The sequence below is a fragment of the Arthrobacter sp. CJL-S3 genome, assembly GCF_056711635.1.
In genome coordinates this window covers 2,689,395-2,706,375 of record NZ_CM160046.1, presented here as the reverse complement: position 1 = coordinate 2,706,375, position 16,981 = coordinate 2,689,395, and the positions used below count along the sequence as shown (strand labels likewise).

General features: G+C 63.0%; 7 protein-coding genes and 1 pseudogene. 3 read left to right on the top strand and 5 right to left on the bottom strand.

All coding sequences use genetic code 11. The features are described 5' to 3' along the window. Nucleotides 1-14: 14 nt before the first annotated feature. From AC06G6_RS12325 to AC06G6_RS12315, 3 genes are all read left to right on the top strand, one after another. Nucleotides 15-1,802, top strand: a complete 1,788-nt coding sequence (locus AC06G6_RS12325; protein ID WP_479822413.1) for a glycosyltransferase — start codon at nt 15-17, stop codon at nt 1,800-1,802. 16 nt (nt 1,803-1,818) lie between these two features. After that, entirely contained in the window at nt 1,819-3,336 is a 1,518-nt protein-coding gene (locus AC06G6_RS12320) for a glycosyltransferase (RefSeq protein WP_479822411.1), read from the top strand. A 260-nt stretch (nt 3,337-3,596) separates the two neighbouring features. Next, nucleotides 3,597-6,140: a fibronectin type III domain-containing protein gene (locus AC06G6_RS12315; RefSeq protein WP_479822409.1), complete on the top strand. Its 2,544-nt coding sequence runs from the start codon at nt 3,597-3,599 to the stop codon at nt 6,138-6,140. Between the two features lie 64 nt (nt 6,141-6,204). On the opposite strand, the gene AC06G6_RS12310 is transcribed toward AC06G6_RS12315, so the two are convergent. The 5 genes and pseudogenes from AC06G6_RS12310 to AC06G6_RS12290 all read right to left on the bottom strand — a co-directional run bounded on the left by AC06G6_RS12310 (nt 6,205) and on the right by AC06G6_RS12290 (nt 16,926). After that, entirely contained in the window at nt 6,205-7,257 is a 1,053-nt protein-coding gene (locus AC06G6_RS12310) for an XcbB/CpsF family capsular polysaccharide biosynthesis protein (RefSeq protein WP_479822407.1), read from the bottom strand. 92 nt (nt 7,258-7,349) lie between these two features. Further along, a complete protein-coding gene (locus tag AC06G6_RS12305) occupies nt 7,350-10,904 on the bottom strand; it encodes a CDP-glycerol glycerophosphotransferase family protein (RefSeq protein ID WP_479822405.1) in 3,555 nt (1,184 codons plus the stop codon). Beyond that, a pseudogene (locus tag AC06G6_RS12300) lies at nt 10,905-11,138 on the bottom strand (tetratricopeptide repeat protein); the annotation flags it as partial. A 116-nt stretch (nt 11,139-11,254) separates the two neighbouring features. After that, entirely contained in the window at nt 11,255-14,860 is a 3,606-nt protein-coding gene (locus tag AC06G6_RS12295; protein WP_479822403.1) for a CDP-glycerol glycerophosphotransferase family protein, read from the bottom strand. 281 nt (nt 14,861-15,141) lie between these two features. Then, nucleotides 15,142-16,926: a TIGR03767 family metallophosphoesterase gene (locus tag AC06G6_RS12290; protein ID WP_479822401.1), complete on the bottom strand. Its 1,785-nt coding sequence runs from the start codon at nt 16,924-16,926 to the stop codon at nt 15,142-15,144. Nucleotides 16,927-16,981: the final 55 nt, after the last annotated feature.

The following is a 16,981-nucleotide window of genomic DNA, read 5'->3' as shown; positions in this document are numbered from 1 at the left end:
GTAGGACGAACTCCATGCTGCACCGCTCCCGGGCCTTCGCCGCCGAGGGCGGGGCGCCGGTGGAAATTCTCACCTTCGATAATTTCCGCGACTACCCGGACATCCGGAAGACGCTCACCGAACAGGGGAAACTGACCGACGGGGTCACCCTTCGCAACATCTGGGAAGACCTTGCCCACCTTGCCGGAGACGCCCCCGTTCTCCCGGCGGAGGAACTTTCCGGGTTCACTCCGCTCGGCGAGACGGGAACGCCCGTCACCTCGGTGGAAGGCGGTCCGAGCGGGCGGACCCAGAGATTTGCTGCTGACGGCACGACGCTGCTGCAGACGGACTACCTGCGTGAGGACGGAACTCTCTTCCTTTCGGACCGCAACGATGTCGAAACCCCGGGCCAGCACGGGGGCAGGTCGCTCACTCTCTGCAATGCCCAGGGTCTGCCGGTGGAGCAGTGGCGTTCTTCGTGGGAAATGTACCGGTCCTGGCTGGATCACTTGACTGACGGCCACGACTCGTTCTTCATCGTGGATAACAAGCACGCCGCGACGTTCATGAAGACCTACCGGCGGCCGTCGGCGACCGTCTTTCTGATGGTCCATGATTCCCACCTCGCCACCGCGGTTGACGGGCCGGCCTCGCCGCTCTCGGGTTCCGGCGACGTGGTCGTGCCCCGCTTCGACAACTTCGACGGCGTGGCAATCCTGACCCGGATGCAGGCAGAGGACATCAGAGCACGCGTCGGGGACATCGGCAACATCCATGTCATACCCAACAGCCGGGCGCTGCCCGTCCAGCCCGTGGAAGGCGACCGCGACCCGACGGCCGGTGTGTTGTTGGCCCAGTTGCGGCCCCTCAAGCAGATAGATCACGCCATCCGGGCGGTCACCGACGTGAACCACCGCCTTCAGACAACCGCTACCCTGGGCATCTACGGCGAGGGGGACGAGGGCGCCAAGTTGGAAAGCCTCATCCAGCGGCTGGGCGTTTCCTCCTTGGTCCAGCTCAAGGGCCACACCCATTCGCCGGCCAAGGTGTTCGGCGAATCCTCTTTTTCGCTGCTGACGAGTTCGTCCGAATCCTTTGGCCTGGTGATTCTGGAGAGCATGTCCGCCGGCTGTGTGCCCATCGCCTACGACATCCACTACGGCCCGTCCTCGATCATCACGCACGGCGTCAATGGCTACATTGTTGAATACGGGAATGAGCAGGCGCTGGCCGAGTGTGTGGCGGCATTTCTGGGGTTGCCGGCCGAACAAAAGGCCAAAATGCGGGAAGCCGCGATTTCCAGGGCCGTCGACTTCTCCGACGCCCCCGTCGTCTCCATGTGGTCCGAAGCGTTGACGGCCGCGGCGGCCAGCAAGGCCATCCCCGCCCCGGAACTCCACGTGGCAGTCACGGACACCGTCTGGGGAACATGGTCGGACGGGGCCCTCGATTTGCGGGTAACCGCCCGGCTGACCGCCGAGAGCGATAGCCTCGACGCGGATACACCGCGTTTCCTGTGCCGGCTGAGAATCCGGGGCACCGAGTCGTTCTTCAGGGCGTCCGGCGAGGTGACCGGACACACAGCCGACGGCGAGTTTTCCAGCATCTTCCACTTCGGTCCTGACGTCATGAAGGCCCTGAGCGAATATGTCGTGGACGCCACCCTCGAGACCCAACTGCTGGGCCGCCGCGTGTCGTCCCGGCTGCCCTTCCGGGCCCCGGTCCCGAGACCCATGGACGTTTATGGAACCGTGCACGGCAACCTGAGCCTTCGCCCGTTGAGTCCCGCACCCGCAACATCCACAGCCAATGCAGTCTGAGTTTTCGGAGATCGTTATGAATCAGCAGGACGTGCGCCACGACCAGGCCCGCAGCCTTCCGACCCTGCCCGCGGGGTACCACTGTGCCATCACCTGGGGTATACCCACGGAGTACGGCGGAATGACGAATGCCCTCCTGCACCGTTCGCGGGCTTTTATGCAGGAGGCCGGTGCGCCCGTGGATGTCCTGACCTTTGCCTGGTCACTTGACTACGGCGATATCCGTTGCGAGCTCGAAGCCGCCGGTGAGCTGATACCCGGGCTGCGGCTGCGAAACCTCTGGGATGAACTGGGCCAGCTCACGGAAAGCCAGCTGGCGTCGTCGAAACCCGGCAAGAACGTCGTCGGCGAGTTTTCGGCGATCGGCGCGGAGGAGGAGGCGACGGACGAAGCAAGCGGCGGGGTCCTGCGCCGCCGGGTCCGGTATGCCTCCGACGGGAAGACGGTCCTCCAAGTGGATTATTTCCGGGCGGATGGAACCGTTGTGGCCTCTGATCGCCGGGACGTTTCCGTCAAGGGAGTCGAGGGAGGGCGGCTGGTAACCCTGTGCGGTCCCGACGGCCGACCCGTGGCCTCGTGGAACCAGATCTGGCCGCTCTACCTTTTCTGGCTCGACTGCGTGGTCGAAGGCCGCGAAGCCTTCATGATTGTTGACAGCAAGTCGACCGCCAATTTCATGACCAGGTACCGTCGCGACAACGTCGTCACCATGCACTTGGTGCACAACTCCCACATGGCCAGCGGCGCCCTTCCCCCGTACGGGGAGCTCAGCCCGACCCGGCGGTATGTGTTCGAGCGTCTGAGTTCCTTTGACGCCGTCGTCTTCCTGACCGAAAGCCAGAAGAAGGACGTGGATCTGGTCTTCGATAATCCCCGGAACACCTGCGTCATCCCGAACAGCAGATCTCTTCCCGCGGTGTCGGACCCGGAAGAGGGCCACACTCCTGAGTTGGGCATCATCCTGGGGAGCCTGACCGGCCGCAAAAGACTTGACCACGCCATCCGCGCCGTGGCCGAGGCGAGAAAGTCCTCTGACGTCGGGTACCTGCTGGAGATCTACGGCCAGGGCCCGGAACAGGCCGCGCTTGCGAAACTGATCGACTCGATCGGCATGGGGGACCACGTCGCCTTGCGGGGTTACTCCATCGATGCCCGGCAGGAATTCGAACGTGCTTCATTCACCCTTCTGACCAGCAAACTCGAGGGGCAGGGGCTCGTGCTGATCGAGGCCATGAGCGCCGGATGCATCCCCATCTCCTATGACGTTCCGTACGGTCCTGCTGACATCATCCAGGACGGCGTCAACGGGTTCCTCGTGAAGGCGGGCGACATTTCGGCGATGTCGGAGCGGATCCGTCAACTCAGCACCATGGGCGAGGAAGATCTCAAAGACATGCGCCGTGCGGCCGTCGCCCGGGCTCATGCCTTCAATGACGAGATGGTCGTCTCGAAGTGGGGCGCTGCCATGCGGGATGCGATAGAACGAAAGCTGTGGGCCATGCCGGTCACCCCGGCTGCAAAGGTCTCCAGCTAGGCCCTCACGGCCCTGTGCTGGCCGGCGCCGCCGTCCGTTATGGCCGGACGGCGGCTAGCTTGCCCTCACACTAGCCTGCGCCAAATTTGCGCCTACCCTGCGTCTCCTCTGGGCCTTGGGTCGATACCATCATCTCGCTGCCTGCCGACGGTTGGTTAGAAAGTACCTGCCAGGTTCTTTCTGAATCGTCGCCAGAAGTGGACGATGGATCGCTTCGGAACACGATTCCGGCGAGGGTGATCCCTAATTAAGGGTGTCAGATGCAGACCAAACGCTTGCCCCAGGCGCTTCGGAAGTCCGCCATCGCGGTACTGACAGCGCTCCTGCTCCTCTCCGGCCTTGCGATTGCCCCCGCATCCGTTGCCTACGATCCTGCGTACGCGGTGCCGACCGGATTGAAGAGCACAGGGCAGACGGACACGACGGTGAGTTTGTCCTGGGACAAGTCGGCAAACGTGCCACGGTACCGGGTGCAGGTGTACACGAAAGCGGACATGAGTGATTCCGTGTATTACCGGTTCACTGAGTCGGCAGTCGTGATACCCGATCTGGTGAAGAGTACGCAGTACAAGTTCCGGGTGCGCGGGATCAGTGCCGACGGGCTGGTATCCCTGACGGCATACTCCGCGGCGGTCACCGCAACGACTGCGGCCGCGCCGGTCTACACTGCGCCGACCTATGCGGTGCCGACGGGACTGAAGTCCACGGGGCAGACGGACACGACAGTGAGTCTGTCCTGGGACAAGTCGGCGAACGTGCCGCGGTACCGGGTGCAGGTGTACACGCAAGCGGACATGAGTGATGCCGTGTATTACCGGTTCACCGAGTCGGCTGTGGTGATACCCGATCTGGTGAAGGGCACCCAGTACAAGTTCCGGGTGCGGGGGATCAGTGCCGACGGGCTGGTATCCCTCACGGCGTACTCCGCGGCGATCACCGCGGCCACTTCAAGTGCGCCCGTCTACACCGTGCCGACGGGCTTGAAGAGCACGGCGCAGACGGATACGACGGTGAGCCTGTCCTGGGACAAGTCGGCGAATTTGCCGCGGTACCGGGTGCAGGTGTACACGAAAGCGGACATGAGTGATGCGGTGTATTACCGGTTCACAGAGTCGGCTGTGGTGATACCGGATCTTGTGAAGAGCACGCAGTACAAGTTCCGGGTACGGGGGATCAGTGCCGACGGCCTGGTATCCCTCACGGCGTACTCCGCGGCGATCACCGCAACTACTGCCGCCGCGCCCGCGGCCGCCTACACGGTGCCGACAGGGCTGCAGGCAACGGCTACGGGTCCGGACGCCATCGCAGTGTCCTGGAACCCCGTGACCGGTGCGCCGGGATACCGGGTGCAGGTTTACAGCAAGTCCGACATGAGCGACTCGGTCTATAAGCGCTTCACGGAGGTGTCCGGTGTCATGACCGGGCTGGCTCCCACGACGGCCTATTTCGCCAGGGTCAGGGTCATTGGTACTGCGGGGGAGAACCTCACGTCCTATTCCCCGGCTGTCACGTTCACCACGCCGTCTGTTTCCCCAACGGTCCCAACAGCCCCTACGACCCCCACGGGTTTCACCGGGACTTCAACCCACCGGACAGTGGACCTGAGCTGGAACCCTGTCCCCAACGCGCCGGGATACCGGCTGGCAGTCGCAACGAAGGCGGATATGTCCGATGCCGCATGGCACCGCTATTACGGGACAAACACTGCGGAACTCCGTGGGCTGGACGCGCTCACCGCCTACTACTTCCAGGTCAGGGTGATTGACGAGGCCGGAACCAGCCTCAGCGCGTATACCCCGGTGCTGAACCTGACCACCAAGGCAGAACCGCCAGCCCCGCCCGCCCTCAGCAACCCGTTGACGGTGGCAAGCTACAACGTGATGTGTGCAAACTGCAGCGCCGAAAGCGACACCACCAATGCCCTTCCGTGGTCCGAGCGGCGCACCGCCGTCGTCGACAACATCAAGTCACGGATGCCGGACATTATCGGTGTCCAGGAGGCCTCCCAGGGCTGGCTGAATGAGCCGGGCCAGGCAGGCGGGCTGTCGCAGTTCGAGGATCTTCAGCAGCGACTTAACAACGCCGGAGCCAACTACGCGCTCAGCAACACCAAGCGGAATAACTGCATCGACTCCACGACCCCCACCAATTGCGTCTATGCAGACCAGGGAGCTTCCCAGGGGACCCGGATCTTCTACAACGCGGCGACCGTCGAGCTCGTCAAGACGGGCAGCAAAGCACTTCCGCTCGCCAGCGTCCCGGAAAATCCCCGGTTTTTCGCCTGGGCCATTGCCAAGCAGAAATCCACGGGAAAACTCTTCTTCTTCGGCGACACCCACCTTTCCACCAGCAAAGCCGACGGATTCTATGAACTCCGGAAGCAACAGGCTGACGCTATTGTCAGCGTTATCAAGCAGGAAAACACCGCTGGCCTACCGGTCGTGATGACCGGCGACCTCAATTCGAGTAAGTGGCAGAAGCCATCCAACGCGCCGTACGACGTCTTCACGACCTTCGGACTCGTCGATCCGCTGGGCAATGACTACTGGGAGGACTTCCCCAGCATGGCGGCCACGGCCGAGAAACGGATCAACGCGCACCTCGACAGCTGGAACGGTTTTGCGACCCTCGCACCGGGTGTGGACAACAAGTCGGCAAACGGCTCCTACATCGATTACATCCTGACGTCCAAGATGCGCGTATCGCAGTGGGAAACCGTGGCCAACATCGACAGCGCCGGCAACTTCGCTGGAATCATTCCCTCGGACCACAACATGCTGGTGGCGAAGGTGGGGCTGCCCTGACCAGAGGTCCCGGGATGGCCTGCGTCGGGAGCTGACGGGTGACAGCCGGCAGCTCCCGGTGCCACTAGAACACGCTGCGAACGCCGGGCTTGAGATCGATGTCATAAAAGAACATATTCATCAACATTGCGGCCGTATTCAGTGACTTCGGACTCACGTCCGGATGATCAGCAATCTCCGGATTGATGCAGTTGAAAAAGGCTGCGCGATCACGGAGCTTTCGCACCGCTATCTCCTGGATAGCTCCATACTGCGGCGATCTTTCGGAGTAAATAACTGCGGTCGTGGTGCCTTCGCCGCTGGTCCTCGAATCTGAATCAAGGGCGCTGTCTATGACCCGGGCAAACACATCCTGCTTGGACTCAGGGAATACGCCACCGGTGGTAAAGTGCGAATCCTGGTAGGTCGAGACATAGTAGTCGTCGGATATGACCGGGTCGACGGCCAGGCACTTGAAGCCGCCAGTCAAGCCATGATAGAGAGCCCCGGTTCCGCCCTTGGACGCGCCGTACAGTACAACATCATTGGAAGATACATTGTGGGCTGAGGCGGTTTCCGTGATCAGGCGACGTACCCTCTCCGCATTATTCGGGTTCCGCGCCGTGTTGAGATAAAAAGCGCCGACAACGCCACCAATGTCTGCTATCCGAAGTATGGCGGTGTTAGGGGGGACATGCTTCTGTGCCGACCGGAAATTCTGCTCAAAATAGCGCATCATGCTGGGGGTGTAAATACTCGTGCTCATTGAAGAAAAGATCACCAGGATCCGCATGAATTCAGTCTTTACTGCCGGCAGGGTAAAGGAGTAGATCAGGCCGTCCTCGTTCGTCGAGAAATCGCCGTCCTTCACGCGATGCCACAACCTGGATATCGTGTGGTCCCGGACGAACCGGCTGCCATCTTCGGTAACCCGGTACAGGTAGAATCCGTCCATCGCGAGACGGTTGATCAGCCCCTTGGCAACGGGGTTCCTTCTGGCTATCGTGATGAGGCTTTCTCCCGGAACCGAGGACGGACCGTGGTTCACGAGTGCGTAACTGGTCGACGGATCGATAGGTAGCGTCCCGTCGATGACCGGACTCAGGTCCTCCGTCAGGTCTAGAACAAGTTCTTTCAATGGGACTCCTCAGCAGCAAGATGTTCGGTACTGGGTATATTCCGCACGCACGCGCAGCGGACGGCTCCAGATGTTGTGCGGGAACGGGTGCTTTATGAGCGTCCCAGTGCCACCCGCTCGAATTTCGTGATGGCGTCTTTTTGGTACTGATCGTAGTCAAAGTCAGGCGTCGGAAGTCGGCCGTCAAGAAAGTCATGCATTCCAGCCACGAGACCTCGAACACTGTTTTCGACCAACATGCCGTGTCCGTTTTCAAGCACACTTCTCGGGCCCACGACATCTGTGGAGATTACCGGTTTTCCGAGAATGAGCGCTTCCAGGACAACGAGACCCTGCCCCTCATAGTCGGACGAGAAAACGAAGCAGTCAGAACGCTGAAGAGCTGGAAATGGATTGATGCGCAGCCCGGCGAGGAACACGTTGGACTCCAGCGCCAGCTCTTCAATCAGGAACTCCAGGTCGTCCCTCAGCGGGCCGTCGCCGAGAATCGTGAGCTTGCAGGCGGGGTGCGATTTGGTCAGTTCGGCGAACGCCCGGATGAGCTTGGCGTGGCCCTTCTCCGGCGAGAGGCGCCCGAGAGTAACGAATTGCGTGGACCCTGCGTCCATCCACTGGTGCAGATCATCGTCGAGCGGTTCAGCTGCGAATTCCTTCGCCTCAGCGGCATTGACCACGTTATTGCAGTAGTCAAAGTTCGCCGGCGGGAGGCTAAACGACTCGGATAATTGCCTGACGTTCTCTTCGTGGACGCTCTTCGTCACGGACACGAGTTGGTCGTAATTCCGGTAGAGCCGGAACATTGACTCCAGATAACGGAAACGATGACGCCACTCGAGGTGCATGTCGTTGTGCAGGTAGATGGATTTCCTGGCGCCCGGGCTGGTCGTGTTTGCGAACAGCGCCGCCCAGTACCGCGCATATCCTTCGAAGCAGACCACTGAATCAAAGGCCGCGTCACCGAACATTCGGCGGAATTCCCGTTTGAAGGCGCCGTCATAGATATCCCAGAGCTCGGCGGATGCGAGATCGCCGGTGAGGTTGAACTTGTCGATCACCCATCGTTCTTCCGCCGTCATGAGCTGCGTTCCCACCCGCGCCAGGACTTGGACATGCCCGGGGTGCTGGGCAAACTTTTCCAGGCGGCGTTCTTCGGACTTTACGCTGGACGGCTCGACCGCGAGGAACATGCGGGTGTTGGCGGCGTCCAGGTTGCCGACAAGATTCAGGTAGGAGGTGGTGATGCCGTTAGGGATGAATGAACCCTGATAAAACAGCACCTTCTGCCTCGGATCCGGCTCCGGCTGGACTACGCACTCGGCCGCATCGAAGAAGAAGAAATCGATCGCCCGCTGAGAGGACGATCCGTCTTCCATAGCGCAGAAGGTCTCCATGCCGCGCACGTACTTCTCGTCGGGCGACCCATCTTGCCTGAGGGCGGAGGAGACTTCGGTCAGCAGCCCAGCAGTTTCACCACACACACGGCCGGGCAACGAGTCCAGATCGAAGTACAACCCACGCTCGGAGGCGTATTCGTCGAGATCATAGGCAAAGTAGACAATGGGGCGCCCGGTCGCCATGAAATCAAAGAAGATACTGGAGTAGTCGGTGATGAGCACGTCAACCACGGCCAGGAGGTCATTGGTGGGAATGTCGTCCGGGACGGCGAACTCGTCCAGCGATCCGGCGGCTCCGGCGGGGGATGTCAGCGCATGGCCCCGGTACAGGGGGACGCAGTCCAGCGCCGCAAGCTGCCGCATGACGGTGAGAACGTCGGCACTGCTTGTTTCCTCGAGCGTGCCGAGGGAGCCGCGCCACGTTGGCGCGTAGAGCACGACTTTCTCGCCATCCTCAATCCCCAGACGATGCCGCAGCTCCAACCTCTCCTGCTCGCTGGCTCCGAGGGTGGCGTCAACACGCGGGTAACCCGTGACGGCAAGCTTGCCGGCGAAAAGCCCCGTGACGTCGTACTTATCGATGAGGCAGTCAGCGGTGAACTTGTTCGGAGCAATCATGTGGGTCGTATGCAGGAAGTTCCTCGCAGCATTCCGATGATCCATGAAGCCATTCTGGATATCCCGGCCCAAGGTCTTAAGCGGCGTCCCATGCCACGTATTCAGGTATTTCTGGCCGTCACGTCGGACGAAATAGGGCGGGAAGGTGTTGTTGTTGATCAGGTACGACGCCGTGGACAGGTAGCGCAGATAAAGGTCGCAGTCGCGTGCCACAAAAATAACATTCGGCCGCCCGGCCAACTCGAACGGGATCCGGTCCTTTTCATTGAGTACCCAGACGTGGGTCCAAGAGTCGAAGCGCGGATCGGCCAGCATGCTTCGAGAAATCTGCAGCGGGTTGCAGGCAACAGAATTACCGTGGCTGCTCTCATACAGCACTGTCGTCGGTGCCAACGGCAGTGTCTCCAGGTACTCCGTGTAAATCATCGACTGCTTCAGATCTGGGTTTTTTAGGTAAGCAGACGTATCGACACCGTGAGCCCGCTTGAGTAGCCGTGTGTCCAGGTACGCGGCGCAGGCCGCCTCAAAGTCGCCAAGATCCTGCAGCGCCCGTCCCAGTCTGTGATAGGCAGTGGGGGAGTGGCTCTCCAATCGCCTGACGCTGGCCTCGAAGGCTTGGGCGGCGTGGGAGTGCATGCCGCGAAGTTCCAGGCGTTCCCCGGCCTCCAGGCACCTCTGGGCCGACTGCGACCGCAGCGCTGAGTCGAACCCGTCCAGCAGAAGTCGTTCCTCATACGCGCTGACGGCCGGGCTGTCCCCAACAGCGCCAACACGGGACTTTGGTTTGTGCGTGGTGGCGAAGGCCCTGCAAGCCCCTTCGTAGTCGTGTGCCTGGGTAAGGACATATCCCAAGCGATAACACCAGTACGTGGGGGCGGGAGTGCTCCGAAGAATCGCATATTCGTAGGCGGAAGCAGCCTCGGTCCACTCGGCGAGACGTTCGTGGGCGAAGCCCAGGCGGTAGTGCCACTGCGGGACGGTAGGGTCCATGGCCACGGCGGCGCGGAGCGATTCCAACGCCTCCCGCCAGTTATATGAACGCATGAGAGCATTGCCGAGTTTGTAGTGCAGCTCAGCGGAGGATCTCTCATGACGAAGCCTTTTTTTGAAGGCATCCGCTGCCTCCACCCACCGACCCCTCTTCTGGAAGAACACTCCCACTCCGAAGACTTTGGCCCCCAATTCCTTGTCGGCGGCGATCGCCCGCTGGTAGGCGCGGCGGGCAACCAAGGGTTCTTCAACGAGTTCCCAGCACCAGCCGGCCCGGAAGTGGAGATCCGCCTGCTCGGGCTTCAATCGTGCAGCCGCCGCGTAGTTCTCGGCCGCTTCGGTGAAACGGTTCATGGAAAACTGGGCATCAGCCAGCTGCATGAGCCAGGCAGGATCGTCGTCGTTGGCGTGCAAACCGTCATACAGCGCGCCGAGCCGCTGCCACAACGGCGCCCTGCCGGCCACGAGTTCCTGAAGCCGTTCCCGGTGACGGCGGCCCTCCGAGCGCCGCACTTCGAGGGCTGCCGCCGCGGCCCGTTCTGCCAGAGGCTCCACTTCGGCCAAGCGATGCGCCCACCGGGTGCGGCCGGGTTCCAAGGCCAGCGCGGAACTGTAAGCCGCAACGGCGGCTTCGTAGTTTCCCAACTGCTCCTGGACGAAACCCAGCCGGTAGTGCCAAGCTGCTGCGCCGGGCTCCTGCGCTGTGGCTTCCTGAAGCAGGGCCGCCGATTCCTGATACTGCCCAAGGTGGAAGTGGGCATGCCCCAGCCGGAAGGCAAGATCAGCATTGGCACCGATTCCGCCGTCGAGCAGTGCTGTGTAGGTCTCGACGGCGGCTGCCCAGTCTCTGCGCTCCTCAAGAAGAAGGCCGTGCTCGATTGTCTTGTGTTCGGGGCTAATGCTGATTATTACTGCGTCCTAATGTTGTTGCTGGAAATGTGGCAGGGCTGGCTGGCGCCCGGCAATGGTTGCTTCGTTGGTGCGCCCTCGGCCGCTTAGCCCTCCGAGGGCGACGATGACTGGCCCGAACCAAGCGCCAGCGGACGCTCCGCTCCGTCCGGCCACAGCGCATCAAAGACACGGCTGGTGGCGCCGCCGTCGCAGTAGGGCGCGAACATCTCGACGAACGCAGCATACTTGGCCTCGTAACGGCGGGAGACCGACGGGATGGTCTTGATGGACCGCACGACTTCCTCGGTGGTGTTATGCAGCGGGCCGGGTGCCTTTTCCTCCAGATCGAAGTAGAAGCCCCGGGTCTCGTCCCGGTACTGGGCGATGTCCGGCGTCAGGAAGATGATCGGTTTGCCAGTCACACAGAAGTCGAACATGACGGAGGAATAATCGTTGACCAGGATGTCCGCGGCCGTGTACAGGTCGTTGACTTCCGGGTACTCGGTCACGTCGATGACAAATTCATTGGCCGCGGTCTGCCGCTGGCCGGCGATGTTGTGGTGCCCGCGGAGCAGCAGCACGTAGTCGTCGCCCAGCTGCTGCTGCGCCTTCTCGAAGTCGAGGTACGTGACCATTTCGTATTGCCGCGAGGCGTTCTTGGCGTCGTCGCGCCAGGTGGGGGCATAGAGAATCGCGGTCTTTCCCTCGGGAATGCCGAGCCGGCGGCGGATTGCGGGCCGGTCCTGCTCCATCCGCTCGCGGGTGAGGCTGTCGTTGCGGGGATAGCCGTCGGCGACAACACGCCCGTCAAAGCCGAAGCACTTGGCCAGAACGCCGGCGGCGTACTCGTTTTGCGCCAGGAGGGCGTCCCAGTACTCGGCCTCGCGCCACATGAGGTTCCAGTAGGACAGCGAGAAGTTCGTGCGGGCGACGTCGTTGCCGAGCTTCTTCAAAGGCGTCCCGTGCCAGGTCTGGATGTAGACCTGTCCCTCGCGCTTGCGGAAGTAGAACGGGAAGTTGTTGTTGTTGATCAGGATCCTGGACTCGGTCAGGAGCTGGTACCAACGCCGGGATCCAATGAGCACCGGTTCGGCTCCTGCGGGCACCGGCACCGAGAAGTCAGCAACGGCCCAGTACATCGGCCACTGGCTGCCCCGGCGCTGGAATTCCTCCAGCAGGCGCCGCGGGCTGTCCGTGGCGCGCCGTCCGCCGAAGCACATGAAGAGGATGGCGTCCTTGAGTTCCGCCTCGCCGCCCACCGTGACCGGGGTGCGGAGCAGCTGCTGGCCGAACCGTCCCACCTCATCCGCCGCCAGGGGCGGCCGAAGGTGAATCGCCAGGGCGGCGTTCTTGGGGGTGCGGCTCACTCCGACTTCCACCCGGTCGGCCGCTATCCGCCGGGGCATCTGGGACTGCAGCCCGGACGACGCCGGGATCCAGTACCCCTGGTGGTCGGCGACTCCCGGGGCGACGAAGCGCACGCTGTACGCGCCGGCCTCGGGCATCACTTCCTCGCCGTCCCACGGGTTCTGGGGGAGCAGGAAATCGGCGGTGAACGTGTTGCTTCCGTTGTTGGTCCGCACCGTCAGCGCAGCGTCAGTTGCGGGGATGACTGCTTTCCCGCTGGAGAGGACGAATCGGGGAGCATGAATGACCGGCAGATCCGCAGTGCCCTCGATCCGCAGGGTGCGCTGATCCGCTGACACCTCCACGGAGGAGGCGATAACGCGGGTCCTGCGCTCCTTCAGGGTCACAAACCCGTAACCGGTCAGGCCCAGCCTGAGGCTCCGGGTCTGGTCGGACTGGGCCTCCAGCTCCGAAGAGCCTTCCGGCCAGGCAACCGGCTGGGGGGTCTTGAAGCCGCTGTCCAGGCGCAGTTGCCACTCGTACTCGGCTGTCGCGGCGGCACCTGGTGCCAGGTCGGGCACGTCGATGGCGTAGAGCGCCCGGGCGCCGTCGACGCTCAGGCAGGTGGCCGTGGCGCGGATACCGAACTTGAGCGACTCGAGGGAGACCTTTGCGGCCACCGGGGCGGAATGGGCTTCAACTGCCAGCGTCAGGGTCCGCCCCGTCAGTTCCAGCGAGGTGGCAACATACAAGGGCCTTACCGGCACAAAGGTCAGGCCGGTCGTGGCGGGACGCATTTCCACGGCAATCCGGGATGTGTCCAGCAGGGGGCCCACAGGCAGTGTGCCGGTGGAACCGTTGGCGTCCCGGCGCGTCAGGGGGGCCTCGAAGCTCCGGCCGGCGGCGGTGACCGTCAGAACCACATGCCACTCGGCGGGGCCGCCGGCCCCGGGTCCTTCCAGCATCGCGGCCGGGTCAATGACGGTACGGAAACCGGCATCGGCGTAGGAGGTCCAGTTGTCGTTGGATTCCCAGTCGATGGACTGGTCCGTGTGGCGCTGCACCGCCAGCGGGACTTCTCCGCCGTCGGCGTTGACCAGGGACACCCCGATCGAAAGGTTCCCCTCCACGGGATCGACGGAGGAGATGTACGCGTGACCGCCGATTTCCAGCCGGCCGTCAGCCTGCCAGGCGAAGTGCGTCATCTTGCTGACAAACCGGAGGTCGATCTCGCGGCAGGGCAGGAGCTCCGGTTCGTAATGGGAGAGCTCGACCAGATACTTGGGTTGCGCCAACAGCGCGTCCCCGGTGACCTGAGTGGGGAAGCTGGAGTTGTAGTCGCTCCGGTGGTTGCAGATCCGGACGACATCCTCCCGCCGGTCCGCGAGGACAGCCGAGAGGATCAGCCGGTTGTGAATTCTGATGCCGTCCCAGTCCAACTCCACGCCGTCACTGAGGCGGCGGACCGTGGCGTGGAGCCTGTCCCAGAACGCCTGATCGGTGCGGGGGACCACTTCGTAGAAGCGGAAGAGGCCGTTGCCCAGTTCCTGGGAAAGCACCCGCCGATAGGCTTCCGGGGCCAGTGTGGGGCGCAATCTGGCGGTGAGGGATTCAAGCCTGGCGAGACGGTCCTCCAGATACTGCATCTGGCAGAGGAGCTCGCGTGCCAGGGGGCGGACAGAGGCGTCCGCGGAAGTATTGACGACTTTGAGGTCAAGGATGTCGAAGGACTCTGCCCGGGAGTAAAGGGTGGGGACCGCCTCGTACTGCCAGTGCTCACGTCCGGTCGTAATATCGGCGGTTGCTGACGTCCAGAACTTCCGCCCAAAGACCTTGTTGGCGAGGGCGCCGTCACGCAGAATGGCCGGAAGCTCCGACACAGCCGCGGCCGGCCGCGGCTCTGCATGGATGTCCCGCTGCCATACCGGCGTCGAGCTGACCTTGCCCTTGACGATTCCGGTCATACCGACGGCGAAGGACGAACCGCTCGTGCGCAGCGACCGGAGCATGGGATCCAGGCTGGCCTTTTCGATCATGTCCCCGGCAGTCAGGAACATCAAATAGGGGGCGTGGCTCTGCGCGACGGCGTGGCCACGGGCGGCCTCTTCACCGGAGCCTGCAAGCGCAAGGTACTTGACCCGCCCGTCGCGCTTCGCAAACTCCCGGACCTGCGCTCGGCCCAGACCGGCCAGGGAGGTGTCCACGACAAACATTTCCAGCGCGGCGGGCTCCTGGCCCACCAGGCTCCGCAACGTCACGGCGGGATCGCCGGCGTCGTCGGTCAGGAGGACGACAACGGCGAGCTGGGGCCGCTGCAGGGCTGCCACGGGCTTCGCCGCGGCGGTTCTCTGGAGCTTTGCCACGCTGGCAGGGTGCGCCACCTTGCGGATCTGTTTCCGCTGCTCCGGGGGCAACGCCCGCCACACACGACGGAGATTTCTCTCGGCGGCAGCTTTCAACGCAGCTATAGCTTGGCTCTGCTTGGGACCTGGCATTCTTGGATTCGCTTCCCTCGTCTGGATCCAACCGGTGGTTGTCACTTCAATTTCAATTGCTGCAAGTCATTGGTGGTGCCGGGCGCAGTGGCCCGGCGCGTTCCGTCAATACTGGCACGCCACCTCGTGGTGCCGTTGTGGTGCCAGCGTCAAAAGGGTTTCCGCAATACCAGGTCGACGTTCTGGTCCCCGGCGGATCCCATCACCTCGGCGGGGTCCAGGCCGGGCCGGTTCAACACGAGCTCAAGGCTCAAGGCGGCCAGGGATGCCGGACTGTGAGGTCCGTCATGGAGCACACTCTCCGGAGCCGAATGGTCCACCAGTGTGGCGGCAATGGACAGCGTTCCGTCGCCGTTGTCCATGAGCTCAAGCACTCTCGACTGCTGCGGATAGTCAATGAGCGACGCCGTCGTGATTTCCCAGAATCCACCCAGGTCAAATTCGGATTCGTGCGGCGTCACCTGGTGCTTGTGCGTGTGGCCGTTCAGCCAGGCCACCACGTTCGGAAACCGGGAGATGAGCCGCAGCACCGCTGAACGGTCCAGGGGAGGTTCACCGTCGTCCGGCGAACGCGTGGCCTCGTCAAAGTAAGGCAGCGGGTGATGGCTGAACAAGACCACAAGTCGATCTTCAACGGCCCTCGCGGTGAGTTTGCCCTTCGGATCGTAGGACTGCGCCGACACGCTCTCAAGTTGCTCCTCCAGCCACGCCGCCTGGGCGGCGTCGAGCACTGCGCCACCGCCGCCGTCCGGGCTGGCCGTGTTCAGCATGACGCCGACAACCTGCGGTGAGATGTCAAAGGTGTAGTACGGCTGGCGTTCGGGACGGCGGCCGGCGGCCGCGCCGGCGTGCCCGCCGTTGCCTGCAATGGAATCCATGAAGTCTTCCTTGCTGAACTCGCGGCGGAGTTTCGAAGCCTGCACCTTTCGCGAAGGCATGGATGCCATAAGGGCCCGGCGTTCGTTCGCGCTGGACTCATTGACTGTTTCCCAGAAGTCCAGTTCGTCGAGGCCGGGGGGCAGCCGCATCGGAAGCCGGTCGCCGACACGGAGCGTGTCGACGAAGTCGGTTTTCGCTGAGACTGGATCCCCGCCTGAACGCCCGGCTTCGTCGTGGTTTCCGACGCCGATATACCAGGGGAAGTCCGAGCCCTCGGCGTTTACCGGTCTGATGGCCGCCTCGAGGAGCCCCGGCACAGTGGGATACCCGTGAACGGCTTTCCAGTCATCCTGGGGTGCCAGCTCGGGTTCCGGTTCCGGATGCCAGATGTTCTGGGACAGTTCGAGGGGGGCCGGTCCGTGGTCCTGGACACCCTCGTACGTGCCGGCCGGGTGCGATGTCGCCAGAGCGCCCTTAAACACACTGACCGCGGCGGACAATTCGCTGAGGGCGAAGGCGTTCGTGAGGTCCCCCGTGGTGACGAGGCAATCCAGAGGTCGTTGGCTGATGGGGCCGCGTCCGACGGCGTTGAGCTTCCGGACCGTCGCGTCCAGCACATGAACGGTGAGCAGGTCCTGCGGCCGGAACAGCCCGGAGGCGGGGAACCCGTCAGCGAAATCGAAGTACTGCCAAAAGAAGGACAGCCGCCCCGGGTTGGCCGCGTCGAGAACGTGGCTGTCCGTCAGCTGCCCAAAAGCGGCCAGCGCCGTCCGCTGGCCGCTGGCACTGCTGTTGCGCGCGCACAGCTCCTCGCGGACCTCGGTTGCGAGGGCCGGCCCTGGGGCAAGGCGCCGGTAGGGCAGCCGGGGCACACGCTGCGGTCCGAGGACAACCGTCGCGTCCAGGGTTGTCCTCGGTGAGACAGGCGAAGGTTTCAGGTGTGAGCCGCCGGAGCCGGTGCCTGCGGGGCCGGTGGAGTCGGACAATCCCAGCAGGGTGACTCCGGTCGCGCCGGTGAGTGACCACTTGATGGCCTCCCGTCGCGATACTTGCATCCTGCCTTTTTGTCGCACGTGCTGGTGTGGCCCTTTGCTGTTGGAGTCGGCGGGG